Raw genomic sequence first — 19665 nt, 5'->3', positions numbered from 1 at the left:
AAAATCTGGACAGTGTCCAGACTGCTGTTGCCGACGCCACGTCGGCGGAGTTGACTGGCGAGGTGGAGGGCAGCACTGCCGCGCGCCCTCACCATCCCCGTACCGGGAGGCGTCCCATGACCGATTCGGCGCAGCAGACCCCGTACACCACGAACAACTCCGGCATCCCCGTGGAGAGCGACGAGCACTCGCTCACCATCGGTGACACCGGCCCCATCCTGCTCCAGGATCACTATCTGATCGAGAAGATGGCCCAGTTCAACCGGGAGCGGGTCCCCGAACGGGTGGTCCACGCCAAGGGCGGCGGCGCGTACGGCACCTTCCGCGTGACCAACGACGTCAGCCAGTTCACCAAGGCGGACCTCTTCCAGCCGGGCCGCAGCACGGAGATGCTGGCCCGCTTCTCCACGGTCGCGGGCGAGCAGGGCAGCCCCGACACCTGGCGCGACCCGCGCGGCTTCGCCCTGAAGTTCTACACCGAGCACGGCAACTACGACCTGGTCGGCAACAACACCCCGGTCTTCTTCGTCCGCGACCCGCAGAAGTTCCAGGACTTCATCCGCTCGCAGAAGCGCCGCCCCGACAACGGCCTCCGCGACAACGACATGCAGTGGGACTTCTGGACCCTCTCCCCCGAGTCCGCCCACATGGTCACCTGGCTGATGGGTGACCGCGGCGTCCCGCGCACCTGGCGGCACATGAACGGCTACGGCTCGCACACCTACCTGTGGGTCAACGGCGGCGGCGAGAAGTTCTGGATCAAGTACCACATCAAGACGGACCAGGGCATCGAGTTCTTCACCCAGGCGGAGGCCGACCGGATGGCGGCCGAGGACGCCGACTTCCACCGGCGCGACCTCTTCGACGCGATCAGGGGCGGCAACGCGCCGACGTGGACGATGTACGTCCAGGTGATGCCGTTCGACGACGCCGCGGACTACCGCTTCAACCCCTTCGACCTCACGAAGGTGTGGCCGCACGGCGACTACCCGCTGATCGAGGTCGGCCGGATGACGCTCGACCGCAACCCCGACGACTTCTTCGTCCACATCGAGCAGGCCGCCTTCGAGCCGTCGAACCTGGTGCCGGGCATCGGACCGTCGCCCGACAAGATGCTGCTGGGCCGGCTCTTCTCCTACCCCGACACGCACCGCTACCGCATCGGCCCGAACTACGCGCAGCTCCCGCCGAACCGCGCCCACTCGTCCGTCCGCTCGTACGCGAAGGACGGCCCGATGCGCTACGAGGCGGCGAACGTCGCCCGCCCGTACGCCCCCAACTCCTACGGCGGCCCGGCGGCCGACACGCAGCGCTTCGGCGACGTCGCTGGCTGGTACGCGGCGGGCGAGATGGTCCGCGAGGCCTACAAGCTGCACCGCGAGGACGACGACTGGGGCCAGGCGGGCACGATGGTCCGCAAGGTCCTCGACGACGCCGCGCGCGACCGCCTCGTCTCCAACGTGGCCGGCCACGTCAGCAACGGCGTGAGCGCGCCGGTGCGGGAACGGGCCCTGCAGTACTGGCGCAACATCGACAAGGAGGTCGGCGACCGCATCGCCACCAAGGTCAACGGCGGCTGACCGGCCCGCGGACTAGGGGGCGTAGCCGGAGACGACGGTGCCGTCGGGGTAGGCCAGGAAGACCGCCTGCCCCACGGCCAGGGCCTGCGGCACCTGCCGGGCCTTCGACCAGTCGTGGCCGCCGTACCTCTTGCCCTCCCCGAGCTGCGCCCCGCCGTCGAGGCCGTGCGGGTAGAGCTCGTCGTCCGTGACGATCAGGGCGCGGTCCCCGCCGAGCACCGGCCGGCCGCCCTTGAAGGCGTCGGACCACAGCCGCTCCCCGGAGGCGAGGTCGTAGCCGGCGAGTTCCCGGTCGCCCTGGACGACGAGCACACCGCGGTCCCCGACCGCGGGGGCCGCGGAGACGCGGACGCCGGGGGCCAGCACCGTGCGCGGCTCCAGGGTGCGCGCGTCGAGGACCTTCACGCCGAGGTCGCCGTTGAGGGAACAGAGCAGGGCGTCCTTGTGCGCGAGGGACATGGCGCACATGAGGCCCGGGCGGCGGGCGGCTTCCTTCCCGTCGCGGGTGGCGAAGGCGTACGTGGTGGTGGTCGACGACAGGTAGAGCCTGTCGCCGTGCACGAGCAGGGTGCCCCCGAGATCGGTCTTCTGCTCCGTCTGCCACAGCTGCTGGTGGCCGGCGTCGGCGCGGTGGGCCGTCATGCGGGTGCCGGGCTCGTCGCCGTCGGCGCTCCAGACGGCGTAGAGGACGCCGCCCGACAGCTCCATGGTGCTGAGGAAGGTGCCGGCCGGTGCCGCGATCGTCCAGCGCGGCCGGCCGCCGGCGGCGTCGACGGCGGTGACGCCGCGGCCCTGGGGAACGTACGCGATGCCGTCGGCGACGGCGGGAGCGGGCATCGCGCCCTTCGCCCCTCCCTCGGCGGGGATGCTCCACAGCCGCTTGCCCGTCGCCGCGTCCAGCCCCGCGGCGCCGCCGGCGGCGGTGCCGCAGACCAGGACGGGGCCGCTGAGGGCGCAGGCGGTCGCCCCCACGTCCAGCCGGGTGTTCCACGGCGCCCACCCGGCCGGCCGGGCCGACCGGTCCTGCGCGGCCCGGCCGAACTCGCCGCTGTGCCCGGCGTTGCCGTAGGCCGGGACGACGCGCGCGGCCTTCGCCCCCGGAGCGGCCGGGGCGGCCTCCGCCGCCGCGGCGTCCCCGGAAGCGCTCTTACCCCCGGTGAGCCGGGGAAACGCCACCGCCGCCCCGATCGCCGCGGCAGCGAGGAACACGGCCGCACCTGCCCACACGGCCTTGCGGCGTGAGCGCCGGGGAGCGGGCCGCACGGGCGCGGCGGACGCGTGCCCCAGCTGGGTGGGAACGTGCGGGACGGCCGGCGGGTGCGCGGGCCGCTGCGGCGTGGAGGGCGCGGCGCCTGCGGACGGGGCTCCGGCAGCCCGGGCCCCGGGGCCCGGGCTGCCGGTCTCCGGCGGTGCCGAACCCGCCTCGGCCCGTACGGCAGCGGCCGCCGCGTTCTCGTGTCCGGCGATCAGGGCCCGTACGCCGTCCGGCCACACGCAGGGCCCGCCGGACAGCCGTCCGATCAGCTCCTGCGGCGCGGGCCGGTCGGCGGGGTCGAGGGCGAGGCAGGCGGTGACGGTTTCGCGCAGGCCGCCGGGGAGGGCCGCGAGCGTGGCCGGGTCGGCCTCGGCGCGCGAGATGCGGTAGATGACGGCGCCGAGCTCGTCGTCGTCGAACGGGCCGCGGCCCGTCGCGGCGAAGCACAGCACGGCGCCGAGGCAGAAGACGTCGGTCGCGGCGACCACGGCGCGGCTGCCTTCGAGGTGTTCGGGTGCCATGAAGCCCGGCGTGCCGACGACGAGCCCGGTAGTGGTCAGGGCGGTGGCGTCGAAGGCCTGGGCGATGCCGAAGTCGATGAGCCGGGGGCCGTCCGCGGCGAGCAGGACGTTGCCCGGCTTGAGGTCGCGGTGCAGGACGCGGGCGGTGTGCACGTCGGCCAGCGCCTGCGCGAGGCCGGCGCCCAGGGCGCGCACGGCGCCGGCGGGGAGCGGGCCCGTCCGGGCGACGGCCTCGGCCAGCGAGGGGCCCGCGACGTACTCGGTCGCGAGCCAGGGCAGGGCGGCGCCGGCGTCGCCGTCCACGAGGGCGGCCGCGTACGGGCTGCGGACGGACCGTGCCGCGTCGATCTCCCGGCGGAAGCGGGTCCGGAACTCCGCCGTCAGATCGAGGTCCTGACGGACCGTCTTGACGGCGACGAGCCCGGAGGCGGCGGCGTCCGTGCGGCGCGCGAGGTACACCTCGCCCATGCCTCCCGCGCCCAGCATGCCCAGCAGGCGGTACGGGCCCGCCGTGCGCGGCGGCCCGGAGAGTGGTTCCAGCACGGTCTTCCCCTAGTGCGGCAGCTCGACCGAGCGGACGGCGCCCTGGTCGTAGACGATGTGGACGACGCCGCCGGCGGGCAGGGCGATGGGGGCCCGGACGGACTTGGCGATGTCGATGCCGTTCTTCTTGTCGTAGGCGGGCTCGGAACGGTCGCCGGGGGCTCCCTCGACCGGTGTCCTGAGCACCTTCTTGCCACCGAAGGGCAACTGGTGGAGGGCGTCGTTGGAGGCGTACAGCAGCTGGTCGCCCACGATCAGCGGCGCGGACACCAGGACCCTGGCGGGCAGCCCCGGCGACACCGGGACCGGGCGGAACGCGGTCAGGGCGCCGCCGGTGCGGTCGTTGACGACCACTGCCGGACCCTTGTCGTCCGTCCCGACGAACACCTTGTCGTTCACCGCCGTGACGTGCAGGGCCTGCGCGCTGGTCACGCCCTTCAGGGGCGTGTCCGCGCCCGGGGCGAGCGTGCGGGCGTCGAGGCGGTGCATGGTCAGGTGGCCGCCGTCGTGCTCGCCGCACAGCACGGAGCCGCCCTGGACGAGGATCTCGCTGCAACCGCCCGCGACGGGCTCGCTCTCACCGCGCTCGGCGCCGGTCGCCGCGTCGTAGGCGCTCACGCCGCGCTCGGAGCGGGCGTAGACGATCCCGTCCTTGGCGGCGACGGGTGCGAAGTCCTGCCGGAAGGCGCGGGCGAGCTGCACGCTGGCGAGGCGCTTGTGCCACAGTTCGCGGCCGTCGGAGAGGTCGTAGGCGTGCAGGTCGTAGCCCTGGCCGGAGACTTCCGCGCCGACGAAGGCACGGCCGTCCACGACGAGGGGCTTGCCTCTGAAGGCGCCGGCGCCTTCAGGGCTCTTCTCCCAGCGCACCTTGCCGCTCGCCGCGTCCCGGGCCTGGATCCGGCCCCCGGCCGCGACGACGGCCGTGCCGCTGCCCACTGCGGGCGGCAGGCCGCCGGCGGGGATCATGACCAGGCCGGTGGGGCTGATCATGGCCGTGGTCCCCTTCTCCTCCGGCCTCTCGACGGGGTCGTACCGCCAGAGCTGCTTGCCGTCCTTGACCGCGACGGCCTCGTAGGAGCCGTCCACGAGCTGGCAGACGAGGGCCGTGGCGTCGGCGGCGCAGCCGAGCGGGCCCTTGGACAGGTTGCCGGACCACGCGTGCCAGCCCGCGGGGCGGGCGGCGCCGTCCGGCCCCGGGAGCGTGCCCGCCCTGTCGGGGCCGCCCTCCTCGTCGACACCGTCCGGCCCGGCCGCGGGGGCCTTGCCGGCGGTGGCGGCGTCCGGCTTCCCGCCGGTCCCGCCGTCGTCGGAGCGGGTGCCCTGGTAGACCCCGAAAACGACCGCGGCACCGACGGCACAGGCGGCCAGCCCGGCGAGCCCGAGCTTGACCGCGGCACGGGGGCGGCTTGAGGGCGACGCCTGGGCCGCACGGGGGTGCGGGGCGCCGCCCATCGTGGGCAGGTCGTACGGGTACGCCGCGGCGGGCACCGGCGGTACGGCACCCGCCCCGCGCCCGGCGGGCACCGCCGGATACGCCGGCAGGGGCTGATCGCCGTCGCGGCGGGGGGAGGTGGCGGACCCCGCCGATCCATGTGCGCCGCCATGGCCCGCACCCCCGGCAGCCGAGCCCAGCTGCACCGTACGCCGATCAGGCCCGCCCGGCGCCGGCGCCGACCCTGCAAGGTCCGCCGCCTCAAGCCCGCCGCCACGGCGCTCAACCCCCGCGGCGGAGCCCGGCGGTGCCGTACGCACATCAGGCCCGCCCGGCACCGCCGGATACCCCGGCAGGGGCTGATCGCCGTCGCGGCGGGAGGAAGTGCCCGGCGCCGCCGCAGGCCCCCGCGCCGCCGCGAGGCCCCGTGCCGTCGTGAACTCCGCCGCCGCGCGATCGCTCGCGATGCGGTCGCGGATCGTGCGCGGCCAGCCGAAGGCGCCCTCGCGCGGGGTGCCGAAGCGGGCCGTCAGCGCCTCCGTGCCGGGGCGTTCGGCGGGGTCGGGGCGGAGGCAGTCCGCGAGGATGCCGCGGAGGGGGTCCGGGACGGACGACAGGTCGGCCTTCGCCTGCGAGACGCGGTGGAGGACGGCGGCGAGGGGCCCGTCGCCGAAGGGGTCCTCGCCGGTCGCGGCGTAGCAGAGCACGGAGGCGAGGCAGAAGACGTCGGAGGCGGCGACGACGTGCCGGCCGCCCCTGAGGTGCTCGGGGGACATGAAGCCGGGCGTGCCGACCATCAGCCCGGTGCCGGTGAGGGTGGTGGCGTCGGGGGCGCGGGCGACGCCGAAGTCGATGAGGCGGGGGCCGTCGGCGGCCAGCAGGACGTTGGCGGGCTTGAGGTCGCGGTGGAGCGCGGGCGCGGCGTGGACGGCGTGGAGGGCCCGTACGAGGTGGGCGCCCAGGGCCCGGACGGTCTCGGCGGGGAGGGGCCCGGCGAGGCGTACGGCTTCGGCGAGCGTGGGGCCTGGCACGTACTCGGTGGCGAGCCACGGCGGGTCGGCGTCGGCGTCGCCGCCGGTCAGCCGGGCGACGTGGGGGCTGTCGACGGCGCGGGCGACGGCGATCTCGCGCCGGAAGCGGGCGCGGAAGCCGGGTTCGCCGGCGAGGGCGGCGCGGACGGTCTTGAGGGCGACGGTGCCCTCGGGGCCGCGGGCGAGGTGGACCTCGCCCATGCCGCCGGAGCCGAGCCGGGCGAGGAGCTCGTAGGGTCCGATCCGCGGCGGCGTCGTCTCCCGCAGCGGTTCCAGCACGGCCATGCTTCGAGTCCCCCCGGACAACTCAGGTACCGAGGTACCAGAAACCCCGGCCGCTCACCCTACACAGAGGGTGAGCGGCCGGGGCGCGGGGCTGACGGGTCCTCAGTCGCGGAGCGGTGCGCGGCTGCCGTTGGGCTGGAGCCCGCCGCCGCCGGTCGGCGGGACCGGCGGGGACGGCGGCTTGCTGCTCGGGGTGACCGGCGGGACCGGCGGCCGCGAGGACGGGGGCGGCGACGACGGCTCGCGGGACGGGCTCCGCGAGGTCGAGGGCGCCGGCGACTGCGAGGGCCGCGAGGGCGACGGCGACGGGCTGTGCGACGCGGGCGCGGAGGGGGTGGCCGAGGCGGGCGGGCCGGGGATCGCCGGGACCGTCGTGCTCATGTTGGTGTCGAGGTCGAACTCCTCGGCGTCCGAGCCCTGGAGCGCGTCGGCGGTGTAGGCCGCCCAGATCCGCGCCGGGTAGGTGCCACCGTTGACGCGGCCGTTGCCGCCGGTGCCCTTGAGGGTGACCTGCTTGCCGCCCTCGCCCTCGCCGAACAGGCCGACGGCGGTGACCAGGTCGGGGGTGTAGCCGGTGAACCAGGCGGACTTGTTGTCGTCGGAGGTGCCGGTCTTGCCCGCGACCTGGCGGCCGACGCTCTGCACGACGGAGGCCGTACCGTCGTCGACCACGCCCTTGAGGACGGTGGTGACGCCGTCGGCGGTGTTGCGCGAGATCGCGTCGCCGCCGATGGGGTTGTCGAGCGACAGCTCCTTGCCGTTCTGGGAGGCCGACTTGATGATCGAGGGCGTGACCTTCTTGCCGTGGTGGGCGAGGGTCGCGTAGACGCCGGCCATGTGCAGCGGGCTGTTGCCCATGGAGCCGAGCGACATGGCGGGCTTCTCCACGAAGTCCTTGACCTTGCCGTTCATGCCCATGTCGACGGCGGTCTTCTTGACCTCGGGCAGGCCGACGTCGATGGCCATCTGCGCGAAGACGGAGTTGACCGAGTCGTTCATGGCCTTCTGCACGGGGATCATGCCGTGCGAGTAGCCGTCCTCGTTCTCCGGGGCGAAGTGCTCCTCGGTGCCGGTGACGGGGCGCTCGGAGGTGGAGTCGTACAGGGTGCCGGCGTTGATGCGCACCTTGTTCTGGGTGGTGGACTTGTTCTCCAGCGCCGACGCGAAGATCAGCGGCTTGAAGGTCGAGGCGACCTGGTAGTCCTCGCGGGTGGCGTTGTTCGTCCAGTGCTGGAGGGCGTCGGTGCCGCCGTAGAGGGCGACGACCTTGCCGGTCTTGGGGTCGACGGAGGCGGCGCCGACCTGGACGTTCTTGTCGACCGCGCGGGCCTTGGGGTCGAGGTCGTCGAGGAGCTTGTCCTTGACGGCCTTCTCCAGGGCCTTCTGCTTCTTGTTGTCGACGCTGAGGGTGATCGTCCAGCCGCCGGCGTCGAGGTCGCTCTCGGGACGGCCGTCCTTGATCAGCTTCCGGCGCATCTCGGCCTTGGCGGCCTCGACCAGGTAGCCGTTCTGGCCGGTGAGGCCCTTCTGGGCGGGCGGCTTGCCGGGCTCCTTGAACTGCATGCCGGCGCGCTTGTCCTTGTCGAGCCACTTCTGCTCGACCATCTTGTCCAGGACGTAGTTCCAGCGGGCCTTGGCGTTCTCCTTGCCCGCCGGGGTGGCCACCGACCAGTCGTACTGGCTGGGGGCCTGGAGCAGCGCGGCGAGGTAGGCGCCCTCCTCCAGGGTGAGCTTGTCGACGTCCTTGTTGTAGTACGCGCGGGAGGCGGCCTGGATGCCGTAGGCGCCGCGGCCGTAGAAGCTGGTGTTGAGGTAGCCCGCGAGGATCTCGTTCTTGTCGGTCTCCTTCTGCACCTTGAGGGAGATGACGAGTTCCTTGACCTTGCGGGTGACGGTCTGCCGCTGGTCCAGGTAGTAGTTCTTCACGTACTGCTGGGTGATGGTCGAACCACCCTGCTTGCCGCGGCCCATGACGGTGTTGAAGATGCCTCGGGCGGTGCCCATGAGGTCGACGCCGGGGTCCGTGTAGAAGTTCTTGTTCTCGGCGGCGACGACGGCGTGCTGGACGTCGAGCGGGATCTTGTCGATCGGGACTTCCTGGCGGTTGACGTCACCGCTACGCGCGATGATCTTGCCGTCGGCGTCCTTGAAGACGTTGCTCTGCAGCTTGGCCTGGCTGTTGCCCTTGGGCACGTCCACGTACATGTAGAGCGCCACACAGGCCGCCGCCCCGAGAGCGATGAGCGCCACGAAGTAGGCGAGCAGCTTCTTCCACGTGAAGAAGCGTCGTATGCCGCTCTTCTTGGCTTTCTTGCCCTTTGCTGTGCGGGTGCTCTTCTGCGCCCGTCGCGCTTCCGCTCGGCCCATCTCTCCCGTAGCTCCAGTCTTTCCGCCCCCAACCCAGCTCATGAAGCTAACACCGCAACTGTCACCAAACGCCCATTGATCAAGGCTTTGGGGCACGTGACATACAGCACCCCGGCTGGCGGGAACCGGGCGCGGCGCAGTGCGGGAAACCGTACAGGGCGCCGGTTCCATCAAGATCACGCCATCTGTACACCGTAGGTATACACACGATGTATACGCACGATGTACAGTCCCGGCATGTCCATCGGTCACACTCTGCTCGCGCTCCTGGAGTCCGGCCCGCGCCACGGCTACGACCTCAAGCGCGCCTTCGACGCCCGTTTCGGCCACGACCGCCCGCTCCACTACGGCCAGGTGTACGCGACCATGTCGCGCCTGCTGAAGAACGGCCTCGTGGAGGTCGACGGGATCGAGCACGGCGACGGTCCCGAGCGCAAGCGCTACGCCATCACGGACGCCGGCATCACCGACGTGGGGCGCTGGCTCTCCGAACCCGAGAAGCCCGAGCCGTACCTGCAGTCCGTCCTCTACACCAAGGTCGTCGTGGCCCTGCTGACCGGGCGCGACGCGGACTCCCTGCTGGACGCCCAGCGCACCGAGCACCTGCGGCTGATGCGCGAGCTCACCCGGCGCAAGGTGAGCGGCGACCTCGCGGACCAGCTGATCTGCGACCACGCCCTCTTCCATCTGGAGGCCGATCTGCGGTGGCTGGAAATCACCGCCGCCCGCCTGGACCAGCTGGCCGAAACGGTGCGGTCGTGAACCGCTCCCCCGCAGCCCCGTCCGGCTCCCTGCTCGCCGCGGCCGGGCTGCACAAGGCGTACGGCCCCACGACCGCACTGGCCGGCGCGGACTTCTCGATCCACCCGGGCGAAGTCGTCGCCGTCATGGGCCCGTCGGGCTCCGGCAAGTCGACCCTGCTGCACTGCCTGGCCGGAATCGTCCGCCCCGACGCCGGCACGGTCCGCTACGGCGCGCGCGACCTGTCGGAGCTTCCGGACGCCGAGCGCAGCGCCCTGCGGCGCACCGAGTTCGGCTTCGTCTTCCAGTTCGGCCGGCTGGTGCCGGAGCTGACCTGCCTGGAGAACGCGGCGCTGCCGCTCCGGCTGAACGGCGTCAAGCGCAAGGAGGCCGAGCAGCGGGCCCTGCACCGGCTGGAGCAGCTGGAGGTCGCCGACGCCCGCGGCAAGCGGCCCGGCGAGATATCCGGCGGCCAGAGCCAGCGCGTCGCCGTGGCCCGCGCCCTGGTGACCACCCCGCGCGTGATCTTCGCGGACGAGCCGACCGGCGCCCTGGACTCCCTCAACGGCGAGCGCGTCATGCGGCTGCTGACCGAGGCCGCGCGTGAGACCCGCGCCGCGGTCGTCCTGGTCACCCACGAGGCGCGCGTCGCCGCGTACTCGGACCGCGAGGTCGTCGTACGGGACGGGCGGGCGCGCGACATGGCGGGGGTGGGGCGCTCGTGACCGCACGGAACGACGAGCACGGCGCCCCCCGCCCCGGCCGCGGCCCCGCCGACCGGCCCGCCGGGCCCACCGGCGCCGCCGCCTGGCTCCGCGACCTGCGCATGGGCGCGCGCTTCGCGGTCGCCGGCGGCCGCGAGGGGCTGCTGCGCGCGGCGCTCACCGCGCTGGCCGTCGGCCTCGGCGTGGCCGTCCTGGCGATCGCGGCGTCCGTGCCGACGCTGCTGGACGAGCGCGACCGGCGCGCCGCGGCCCGGCAGGTGGACACGCCGCTGGAGTTCGAGCAGCCGGGCCACGAACTGCGCAGGAGCGGCAGCACCCTCGTGTACCGCGACGCCGGCACCGACTTCCGCGACAAGAAGGTCGGCGGCGCGCTGCTGCGCCCCGAAGGGGACGGCGCCCCGGTGCCGCCCGGCGTGACGGCCCTGCCCCGGCCGGGCGAGATGGTCGTCTCCCCCGCCCTCGGCAGGCTCCTGGACTCCGAGGCCGGCAAGCTCCTGCGCGAGCGGCTCCCCTACCGGACCGTGGGCACCATCGCGCCCGCGGGCCTCATCGGCCCCAGCGAGCTCTTCTTCTACGCGGGCGACGGCCGGCTCGCACCGGGCGACGGCGCGGTGCGCATCGACCGCTTCGGCGGCGACGAGCCCGGCCTGCCCGCGGACGGCGCGCTGGTCGTCCTGATCACGCTCGGGTGCGTGATCCTGCTGCTGCCGGCCGGCGTCTTCATCTCGGCCGCCGTCCGGTTCGGCGGCGAGGTCCGGGACCGGAGGCTCGCGGCCCTGCGGCTGGTCGGCGCGGACGGCGCCACGGCCCGGCGGATCGCGGCCGGCGAGGCCCTGTGCGGCGCGCTGCCCGGCCTGCTCGCCGGCGCCGGGATCTTCCTCTTCGCCCGCGGGTTCGCCCCGCACGTCACGGTCCGCGACGTCACCCTCTTCCCGTCGGACGTCACCCCGGGCCCCGCGCCGGCCGCGCTGATCGCCGTCGCCGTGCCCGTACTGACCGTCGTGGTGACCCTGTCCGCGCTGCGCCGCGTCGCCATCGAGCCGCTCGGGGTCGTCCGCGGCGCGCCCACCCGGCGGCGCAGGCTGTGGTGGCGGCTGCTGATCCCCGCCGTGGGCCTGGCGCTGCTGGTCCCGAGCACGGTGGCGGTCGTCCGGAGCCCCTTCTACGGGCCGGTGGAGACGGCCATGGTGGCCGCGGGCGCGGCGCTGCTGCTGATCGGCGTCGCCGCGGTCCTGCCGTGGCTGGTCGAGGCGTGCGTCGCCCGGCTCCGGGGCGGGCCGCTGCCCTGGCAGCTGGCGACGCGGCGGCTGCAGGCCGGCAGCGGCACGGCCGCGCGGGCGGTCAGCGGCATCACCGTCGCCGTGGCCGGGGCGATCGCCGTGCAGATGGTGCTCTCCGGCATGCAGAGCGGTCACGACAGGCCCGGCGGGAGCGAAGCGAGCTGGTCCCACGTGAAGGCCTCGTACCGCCCGGGCTCGCCCGAGGAGATCGTCGCGTACACGAAGGCGTTCCGGGCCACGCCGGGCGTGCGGGACGCCGTCGCGTTCGTGGAGCAGTACGCGACCGTCCCGGGCAAGGAGCACGACGTCACCACGGTGCACGTCGCCGACTGCTCCGTGCTGCGCACGCTGGCCAGGATCGACTCGTGCCGCGAGGGCGACGTCTTCGTGGCCACGGAGAAGGACGGAGAGGTCAACACCGCGGGGCGCTTCCCGCCGGGAACCGCGCTGGAGATGGACGGCTTCGAGCGGGCGAAGGAGCGGGGAACTCCCGCCTACCGGTGGACGGTTCCGGCGTCCGCGCGGGTCGTGGAGACGCGCCCCGGGCCTACCGGCGACCACCAGTACGGCGTGCTGGCCACCCCCTCCGCCATCGACGTCCGGGCGATCCCGGACGCCAGGACGACCGTGCTGGCCCGGGTCGACCCCGGTGACCGCGACGACTCCGTCGAGCGGTTCCGCAACACCGCCGCCGCCATCGACCCGGGCATGCGGGTGTGGCGCCTGGGCGGCGTGGTCAAGGAGAACCACCTCGCGGCCGTCGAGGAGGGTCTGACGATCGGCGCCTTCTGCGTGCTCGCGCTGATCGCGCTGAGCATGCTCGTCGGTACACTGGAGCAACTGCGCGAGCGCAGGCGCGCGTTGTCCGTGCTCGTCGCCTGCGGGACCGGCCGCGCGACGATCGGCTGGTCGGTGCTGTGGCAGACCGCGGTCCCCGTGGCACTGGGCATGGCACTGGCCGTCGGGTTCGGCCTCGGTCTGGGGCGGCTGCTGCTCGCCCTGCTCGGCGAGCGGGTACGGGACTGGTTCGCGTTCGTCCCCCTGATCGGCGCGGGAGCGGGCATGATCGTCCTGGTCACCGTGGCGTGCCTGCCCGCGCTGTGGCGGCTGACGCGGCCGGAGGGCCTGCGGACGGAATAGCCCCCCGCCTCCCCCGGGGCCCGGCACTCAACCGGGCCCCGGGGGCCGCCCGTTCACTGCGCCGTGACGCGCACCGGCAGTTTCCGCAGCGCCTTGCGGAGCGCCTCCGCGAACTGCCCGAACTCCTCCTGCCGCGCGGCGCCCGCCCGCATCGCCAGGGCGATCCTGCGCGAGGGCACCGGATCCGCGAACGAGCCCGTGGCGAGCTGGGCGTTGCGCTCGGTCTCCACACGCAGGGCCGTGCGCGGCAGCAGGGTGACGCCCATGCCGCCGCCGACGAGCTGGACGAGCGTGGACAGCCCGGCCGCACTGGTCGTGCCCAACGCGCCGGGCGTGCGGCCCACTTCGCGGCAGATGTCGAGGGCCTGGTCGCGCAGGCAGTGGCCCTCGTCGAGGAGGAGCAGGTCGAGCTCGCGCAGCGCCTCGCGCGGGATGTCACCGCGTCCGGCCAGCCAGTGGTCGCGGGGCATGACGAGCACGAAGTCCTCGTCGAAGAGGGGCAGTTCGGTGATGCCGGGCACACCGAGCGGCACGGCGAGCAGCAGCAGGTCGAGCCGGCCCTGGGTGAGCCCGTCGAGCAGCGAGGACGTCTGCTCCTCGTGGACCTGCAGGTCGAGGTCCGGGTAGGCGTCGTGGACCAGGCGCAGGACGGTCGGCAGGAGGTACGGCGCGACGGTCGGGATCACCCCGAGGCGCAGGACGCCGGTGAAGGGCGCGCGGGCCGCGTCGGCCTCCTCCATGAGCGCGGCGACGGCGTCGAGGACGGTGCGGGCGCGGACGGCGAGCCGCTCGCCCGCGGGACTGAGCAGCACTTTCCTCGTCGTACGCTCGACGAGCTGGACGTCGAGGATCTCCTCCAGGGCGGAGACGGCCCCGGAGAGCGCGGGCTGGCTCATGCCGAGGGCCGTGGCGGCGTCGCGGAAGTGCAGGTGCTCGGCGACGGCGGCGAAGGCCCGGAGCTGGGCGATGCTGGGCTGGCGGGGACGCCCGCTCCCCGGGCCCATGGCGGCAGCGACTGCCGGTGCGGATGACATTTGATAAGCACCTCCGATCAACATCACCCAGTCTAGCTATTTCCGTTATCAATGGCTCCTGTGGCAGGGTTGCTCATGTCCAACCCCGAAGGAAACTCCTGTCACGGAGCTTCCTGCTCGCTGCAAGGAGAGCGCGTGCTCACTGTTGGTGACAAGTTCCCCGAGTTCGACCTGACCGCTTGTGTGGACCTCGACGCGGACAAGGCCTTCGCGCAGATCGACAACAAGACCCACGAGGGCAAGTGGAAGGTCGTCTTCTTCTGGCCCAAGGACTTCACCTTCGTCTGCCCGACCGAGATCGCCGCGTTCGGCCAGCTGAACGACGAGTTCGCCGACCGTGACGCCCAGATCCTCGGCGTCTCCGGCGACTCCGAGTTCGTCCACCACGCCTGGCGCAAGGACCACAAGGACCTCCGCGACCTGCCCTTCCCGATGCTGGCCGACGCCAAGCACGAGCTCATGCAGGCCTGCGGCGTCGAGGGCGAGGACGGCTACGCCCAGCGCGCCGTCTTCATCGTGGACCCGAACAACGAGATCCAGTTCGTCATGGTGACCGCCGGCTCCGTCGGCCGTAACCCCAAGGAGGTCCTCCGGGTCCTCGACGCCCTGCAGACGGACGAGCTGTGCCCCTGCAACTGGTCGAAGGGCGAGGAGACCCTCGACGCCGTCAAGCTCCTCGCGGGCGAGTGAGCTGATCTCCCATGGCGCTCGATGAACTGAAGTCCGCCATACCGGACTACGCCAAGGACCTGAAGCTGAACCTCGGCTCGGTCATCGGCAACTCCGACCTGCCGCAGCAGCAGCTGTGGGGCACCGTCCTCTCCTGCGCGATCGCGACCCGCTCGCCGATCGTGCTGCGCGAGCTGGAGCCGGTCGCCAAGGCCAACCTGTCGCCCGAGGCGTACACGGCCGCCAAGGCCGCCGCCGCGATCATGGCGATGAACAACGTCTACTACCGCACCCGGCACCTGCTGTCGGACCCGGAGTACGGCAACCTGCGCGCGGGCCTGCGGATGAACGTCATCGGCAACCCGGGCGTGGAGAAGGTCGACTTCGAGCTGTGGTCGCTGGCCGTCTCGGCCATCAACGGCTGCGGCCTGTGCCTCGACTCGCACGAGCAGGTCCTCCGCAAGGCGGGCGTCTCGCGCGAGACGATCCAGGAGGCGTTCAAGATCGCCGCGGTCCTGCAGGCCGCCGGCGCCACCCTGGACGCCGAGCAGGTCCTGGCGGACAACGCCTGATCCGCACCTCGCACGACGAGTGGGGCCCGGCCCGGACCCCCCGCCGGGGGCCCCCCCCCCCCCCCGCCGCCGGGGCCCCACTCGTCTGTGCTCAGCTTCCCGGTTCTCCCGGGGGCGGCGGCCCGTCCGGCGGCGCCGCGGCCAGGGCCTTGTCCCTGGTGTAGGCGCGGAGGTAGCCGACGACGGTGTTGGTGACGGCGACCAGCGGGACGGCGACCACGGCACCGCCGATGCCCGCGATCAGGGAGCCCGCGACCACCGACAGGACCACCGCGAGCGGGTGGACGCGCACGGCGCGGCCGAGGATGAACGGCTGCAGGACGTGGCCCTCGATCTGCTGCACCGCGAGCACCACGATCAGCACCATCAGGGCCGTGAACACGTCCTTCGTCACCAGCGCCACGACCACCGCGAGCGCGCCGGAGACCACGGCGCCGACGAGCGGGACGAAGGCGAACAGGAAGATGAAGACGGCCAGCGGCACCGCGAGCGGCACCTTCAGGAAGAACAGCCCTATGCCGATGAAGATCGCGTCGATCAGGGCCACTATCACCGTGCCCCGCACGTAGGCCGTCAGCGTCGCCCACGCCCGCGGACCCGCGCCCGCCACGCCCTCGCGCGCCGCCGCCGGGAACAGCTTCAGCAGCCACTCCCAGATGCGCGGCCCGTCGTAGAGCAGGAACAGCGTGCTGAACATCGCCAGCAGGATGCCGGTCAGCACCTCCAGGATCACCTGTACGCCCTCTATGCCGGCGGAGGTGATGTCCTTGGTGTTGGCGCCGATGGCCGTGCTGAGGTTGTCGGCGATGTTGTTGATCTGCTTCTCGGTGACGTGGAACGGGCTGGTCAGCAGCCAGTGCTTCAGGTCCTTGATGCCCTGCTGCACCTGCCCGGACAGGTCGTCGAGGTTGTCCGTCACCTGCCACACCACGAACCAGCCGACCAGGCCCATGACGACGAAGCCGGAGATGAAGGTCATGACCGTGGCGAGCCCCCGGGGCACGCCGCGTCTCTTCAGCCAGGCGACGGTGGGCTGCAGCAGGGCGGTGATCAGCAGGCCGACGACGAAGGACAGCACCACCAGGCGGACGGAGCTGATCACCCGCATCAGCACCCAGAGGCTGCCGGCCAGGATCAGCAGCCGCCAGGCGACCTCGGCCGCGACCCGCACGCCCCAGGGGACGGCGGCGACGGGGTCGGGCCGCGCCGGGACGGCCGGTGCGTAGCCGGGCGGCGGCGGCACGTGGTCGCCCACGGCGGGCGGGCCGCTGTGAGCGCGGCTGCCGGCCGCGTCGTCCGCGGGACCGCCGGCGGATGCGGGGTCGCCTGCGGGAGGCGCGGCGGAGGACAATCCTCCGGCGGTTTCCGGGTCCGGGGCGGACGCCGCCCCGGACCAGCCGGAACGATTCGGCGGGGAGGTGCGTGCGGGGCCGGCGGCGTCGGTCCCGGGAGCGCCGGAGGCGTCCGCCTCGGCCGAGCGCTCCTCGAGCCGACGGGCGAGGCGGGTCAGACCCGCCCCCGCACCACCGACCCATCGTGGCAATCTGGACATTTCTCTTCCTCTACCCCCACTCCCCCGTGGCCAGGGTGAACGTTACCCGGGCCGCGTTGCCGGGGAAGACGGCGCGAGCCCCCGGTCTGGTTGAGACCGGGGGCTCGTCCGTACGGGGAAGTGACCGGCGTTACCGCTGGTCGCCGCGCCCTAGTACCACTGGTTGGCCTGCCAGAACGACCAGGCGCCGCAGGGGCTGCCGTAGCGCTCGTTCATGTAGCCGAGGCCCCACTTGATCTGGGTGGCGGGGTTGGTCCGCCAGTCGGCGCCGGCCGAGGCCATCTTCGTGCCGGGCAGCGCCTGGACGAGACCGTAGGCGCCGGAGGAGGCGTTGGTCGCGGTGTAGTCCCAGGTGCTCTCGTTGTTCACGATGTTGCTGAAGCACTGGAACTGGTCGCCGGGGACCATGGAGCGGGCCATCGCCTGGACCTCGGCGACGGAGTAGGAGCTCTTGGCGGGGAAGGACGAGGCGTCGCGGGTGGCGGAGCGGGAGCTGATCTGCTCCTTCTCCTCCTTCTCGCGCTCCTTGGCCTTCTCCTCGGCCTCCTTCTTCTTGGCGGCCTCGTCCGCGGCTTCCTTCTTCGCCGTGGCGTCCTCGGCGGCCTGCTTGCGCGCGGCCTCCTCGGCACCCTTCTTGGCGGCGGTCTCGGCGGCCTCGGACTGCGTGTCCGCCTGCTGGGTCAGGGAAGCGGCCTGTGCCCGGACGTTCTGTCCTGCGGGGATGTCCGCGAGGAGCGTCGTGTCCGCTGCGGTCGCCTCGACCCGGTCGGTCGCGCCCTGGTCATGGCCTGCAGCGACACCTACGACGGCGCCGACGGTGGTGACCGCGGTGGCGGATGCCACGGCGAATCCCCGGACCGAAATCCGGCTCACACGTTTTCCTTCCAGCATCGCCCGCACGGGTGACCTACGCGAGCGCGATCGTGCCCCTGGCGCTGGCCTCCGTAACGGTCACGGGAGGCACGGGCCCGTGGGGCCTCCCGCGAGGGAGGTCCGCGTGACGCTCGGGCGGCATACGGCGGCGCTGTTCAGTTCTTCGAGCTGGTGGTGCACTGACCCACGAGGGGCCGAAGTGCCGTATGCGGGGCCTGACAGGAAGCAGACTCTGCCCGAACGGGATGCCCCGAGGCAATTCCGGGTTACGTGGGAAAGGTCACACCTCGTTTATGGCCGGGCATTTACGGAAAGCCCGGCGCACAACAGCGGCGCGGGGCTAGGCTCCTTGGCTTTGCCGCGCGCCGCCGCGAGGGAACGGAAGGCGTCAGATCCTTCCGTCCTCCAGCATTTCGGTCACCAGCGCCGCAATGGGCGAACGCTCCGAACGCGTGAGCGTGACGTGCGAGAAGAGCGGGTGCCCCTTCAGCTTCTCGACGACGGCGACCACGCCGTCGTACCGCCCCACGCGCAGGTTGTCGCGCTGGGCCACGTCATGGGTGAGCACCACCCGGGAGTTGGCGCCGATCCGGGACAGAACGGTCAGCAGCACGTTCCGTTCGAGCGACTGCGCCTCGTCCACGATCACGAAGGCGTCGTGGAGGGAGCGGCCGCGGATGTGGGTGAGCGGCAGCACCTCCAGCATGCCGCGCTCGACGACCTCGTCGATGACCTCGGAGCTCGTCACCGCCGAGAGGGTGTCGAAGACGGCCTGGGCCCACGGGCTCATCTTCTCCGCCTCGCTGCCCGGCAGATAGCCCAACTCCTGCCCGCCGACCGCGTACAGCGGCCGGAAGACCATCACCTTGCGGTGCTGCCGGCGCTCCAGGACGGCCTCCAGGCCGGCGCACAGCGCCAGCGCGGACTTGCCCGTGCCGGCCCGGCCGCCCATCGACACGATCCCGATCTCGGGGTCGAGCAGCAGGTCGAGCGCCACGCGCTGCTCGGCGCTGCGGCCGTGGATGCCGAACGCCTCGCGGTCGCCGCGCACCAGGCGCACCGAGCCGTCGGCGCCCACCCGCCCGAGGGCCTTGCCGCGCTCGGACTGCAGCACCAGGCCGGTGTGCACGGGCAGTTCCGCCGCCTCCGCGACGTGGATGAGCTCGGCGGCGTAGAGCTCGTCGACCTGCTCGGCGGTGATGGTGAGCTCCGCCATGCCGGTCCACCCGGAGTCGGTGATGGCGAGCTCCGCGCGGTACTCCTCCGCGAGCAGGCCGACCGCCGACGCCTTGATCCGCAGCGGCAGGTCCTTGGAGACGACCGTGACGTCGTACCCCTCGGCCTGGAGGTTGCGGGCGACCGCGAGGATGCGCGAGTCGTTGTCGCCGAGGCGGAAGCCGGCGGGCAGTATGCCCGTATCCGAGTGGTTGAGCTCGACCCTGAGCGTCCCGCCCAGATCACCGATCGGAATCGGGGAATCCAGTCGGCCGAATTGCACCCGGTACGCGTCCAGCAGACGCAGCGCCTGCCGCGCGAAGTAACCGAGCTCCGGATGGTGCCTCTTGGCCTCCAACTCCGTGACCACCACCACGGGCAGCACGACCTCGTGCTCCTCGAAGCGGGACATGGCGCCTGGATCGGCCAGCAGGACGCTGGTGTCGAGGACATAGGTGCGCCGGTCGTTCTCACGGCGCTTCTTGCTGGTCACCACGGGTGGACGAACCCCCTCAGGGAGGTCGGGGCGCGACGGCGTCGCCGGGGAATGGGCCGGGATCGGAGCCCTTCGAGGGCCCGGCTGCGGCCCTCCGCGGGCGGCCGCGCGGCCTGACAGGGCCGCTCGGTCCGCACGGTCGTCGTCCGTGTGCAAAGGGCCTCCCGGGCGGGCGGCCCCATGCCGCCCGCTGGCAGAGCGACGGTCTTAGGACAGACCGTCGGCCTGGAGGGGATATTCCCGCTGGACCGCTTGACCATGCAACGGCATATGCGGCGGCGTGGTGAGCCGCCGGTCCGTCAGGAGCCGTACCCGTGGTGCCGGAACCTACTGTGGTACGGCTCCGGGAGCCCT

The 19665-nt window shown here is 72.8% G+C and carries 13 protein-coding genes; 6 read left to right on the top strand and 7 right to left on the bottom strand.

Annotation, left to right across the window (positions count from 1 at the left end):
- The first annotated feature begins 116 nt into the window (after positions 1-116).
- Positions 117-1580, top strand: a complete 1464-nt coding sequence (locus ACOTKD_RS17710) for a catalase (protein ID WP_424889935.1) — start codon at positions 117-119, stop codon at positions 1578-1580.
- Positions 1581-1592: 12 nt separating this feature from the next.
- Here ACOTKD_RS17710 and ACOTKD_RS17705 read toward each other — a convergent pair whose 3' ends face one another.
- The 3 genes from ACOTKD_RS17705 to ACOTKD_RS17695 all read right to left on the bottom strand — a co-directional run bounded on the left by ACOTKD_RS17705 (position 1593) and on the right by ACOTKD_RS17695 (position 9014).
- On the bottom strand, positions 1593-3899 hold the full coding sequence (locus tag ACOTKD_RS17705; protein WP_424889934.1) for a protein kinase domain-containing protein: 2307 nt from the start codon (positions 3897-3899) through the stop codon (positions 1593-1595).
- A gap of 9 nt (positions 3900-3908) precedes the next feature.
- On the bottom strand, positions 3909-6647 hold the full coding sequence (locus ACOTKD_RS17700; RefSeq protein ID WP_424889933.1) for a protein kinase domain-containing protein: 2739 nt from the start codon (positions 6645-6647) through the stop codon (positions 3909-3911).
- Between the two features lie 102 nt (positions 6648-6749).
- The gene (locus ACOTKD_RS17695) at positions 6750-9014 is read right to left on the bottom strand and encodes a transglycosylase domain-containing protein (RefSeq protein WP_424889932.1); all 2265 of its coding nucleotides are present in this window, start codon (positions 9012-9014) and stop codon (positions 6750-6752) included.
- Between the two features lie 237 nt (positions 9015-9251).
- Here ACOTKD_RS17695 and ACOTKD_RS17690 point away from each other — a divergent pair, with 237 nt between their 5' ends.
- From ACOTKD_RS17690 to ACOTKD_RS17680, 3 genes are read left to right on the top strand one after another with little or no spacing between them, the layout of a single operon-like run.
- Complete coding sequence (locus ACOTKD_RS17690; protein WP_424889931.1) at positions 9252-9776, top strand: PadR family transcriptional regulator; 525 nt, start codon at positions 9252-9254, stop codon at positions 9774-9776.
- On the top strand, positions 9773-10480 hold the full coding sequence (locus ACOTKD_RS17685; RefSeq protein WP_424889930.1) for an ABC transporter ATP-binding protein: 708 nt from the start codon (positions 9773-9775) through the stop codon (positions 10478-10480). The genes ACOTKD_RS17690 and ACOTKD_RS17685 overlap by 4 nt, the downstream gene beginning before the upstream one ends.
- The gene (locus tag ACOTKD_RS17680) at positions 10477-12900 is read left to right on the top strand and encodes an FtsX-like permease family protein (protein ID WP_424889929.1); all 2424 of its coding nucleotides are present in this window, start codon (positions 10477-10479) and stop codon (positions 12898-12900) included. Before ACOTKD_RS17685 ends, ACOTKD_RS17680 begins: the two co-directional genes overlap by 4 nt.
- A gap of 53 nt (positions 12901-12953) precedes the next feature.
- Here ACOTKD_RS17680 and ACOTKD_RS17675 read toward each other — a convergent pair whose 3' ends face one another.
- Entirely contained in the window at positions 12954-13934 is a 981-nt protein-coding gene (locus tag ACOTKD_RS17675; RefSeq protein WP_424889928.1) for a hydrogen peroxide-inducible genes activator, read from the bottom strand.
- Between the two features lie 135 nt (positions 13935-14069).
- On the opposite strand from ACOTKD_RS17675, the gene ACOTKD_RS17670 reads away from it, so the two are divergent.
- Both ACOTKD_RS17670 and ACOTKD_RS17665 read left to right on the top strand, forming a co-directional pair.
- Entirely contained in the window at positions 14070-14624 is a 555-nt protein-coding gene (locus tag ACOTKD_RS17670) for a peroxiredoxin (protein WP_030367520.1), read from the top strand.
- A gap of 11 nt (positions 14625-14635) precedes the next feature.
- A complete protein-coding gene (locus ACOTKD_RS17665; RefSeq protein ID WP_106679065.1) occupies positions 14636-15175 on the top strand; it encodes an alkyl hydroperoxide reductase in 540 nt (179 codons plus the stop codon).
- A gap of 91 nt (positions 15176-15266) precedes the next feature.
- On the opposite strand, the gene ACOTKD_RS17660 is transcribed toward ACOTKD_RS17665, so the two are convergent.
- The 3 genes from ACOTKD_RS17660 to ACOTKD_RS17650 all read right to left on the bottom strand — a co-directional run bounded on the left by ACOTKD_RS17660 (position 15267) and on the right by ACOTKD_RS17650 (position 19311).
- Entirely contained in the window at positions 15267-16727 is a 1461-nt protein-coding gene (locus ACOTKD_RS17660) for an AI-2E family transporter (RefSeq protein ID WP_424889927.1), read from the bottom strand.
- A 150-nt stretch (positions 16728-16877) separates the two neighbouring features.
- On the bottom strand, positions 16878-17618 hold the full coding sequence (locus tag ACOTKD_RS17655) for a transglycosylase SLT domain-containing protein (RefSeq protein ID WP_424889926.1): 741 nt from the start codon (positions 17616-17618) through the stop codon (positions 16878-16880).
- 370 nt (positions 17619-17988) lie between these two features.
- Positions 17989-19311 (bottom strand): PhoH family protein, encoded by a 1323-nt coding sequence (locus ACOTKD_RS17650; protein WP_424889925.1) that lies wholly within the window; start codon positions 19309-19311, stop codon positions 17989-17991.
- Between the last annotated feature and the right edge of the window lie 354 nt (positions 19312-19665).

Origin of the sequence: Streptomyces sp. XH2 (assembly GCF_049725035.1) — a bacterium.
Taxonomy (GTDB): Bacteria; Actinomycetota; Actinomycetes; order Streptomycetales; family Streptomycetaceae; genus Streptomyces; species Streptomyces roseoverticillatus.
Note: the sequence above shows the minus strand (reverse complement) of the source record. Positions and strands in the feature narration are given on the sequence as shown.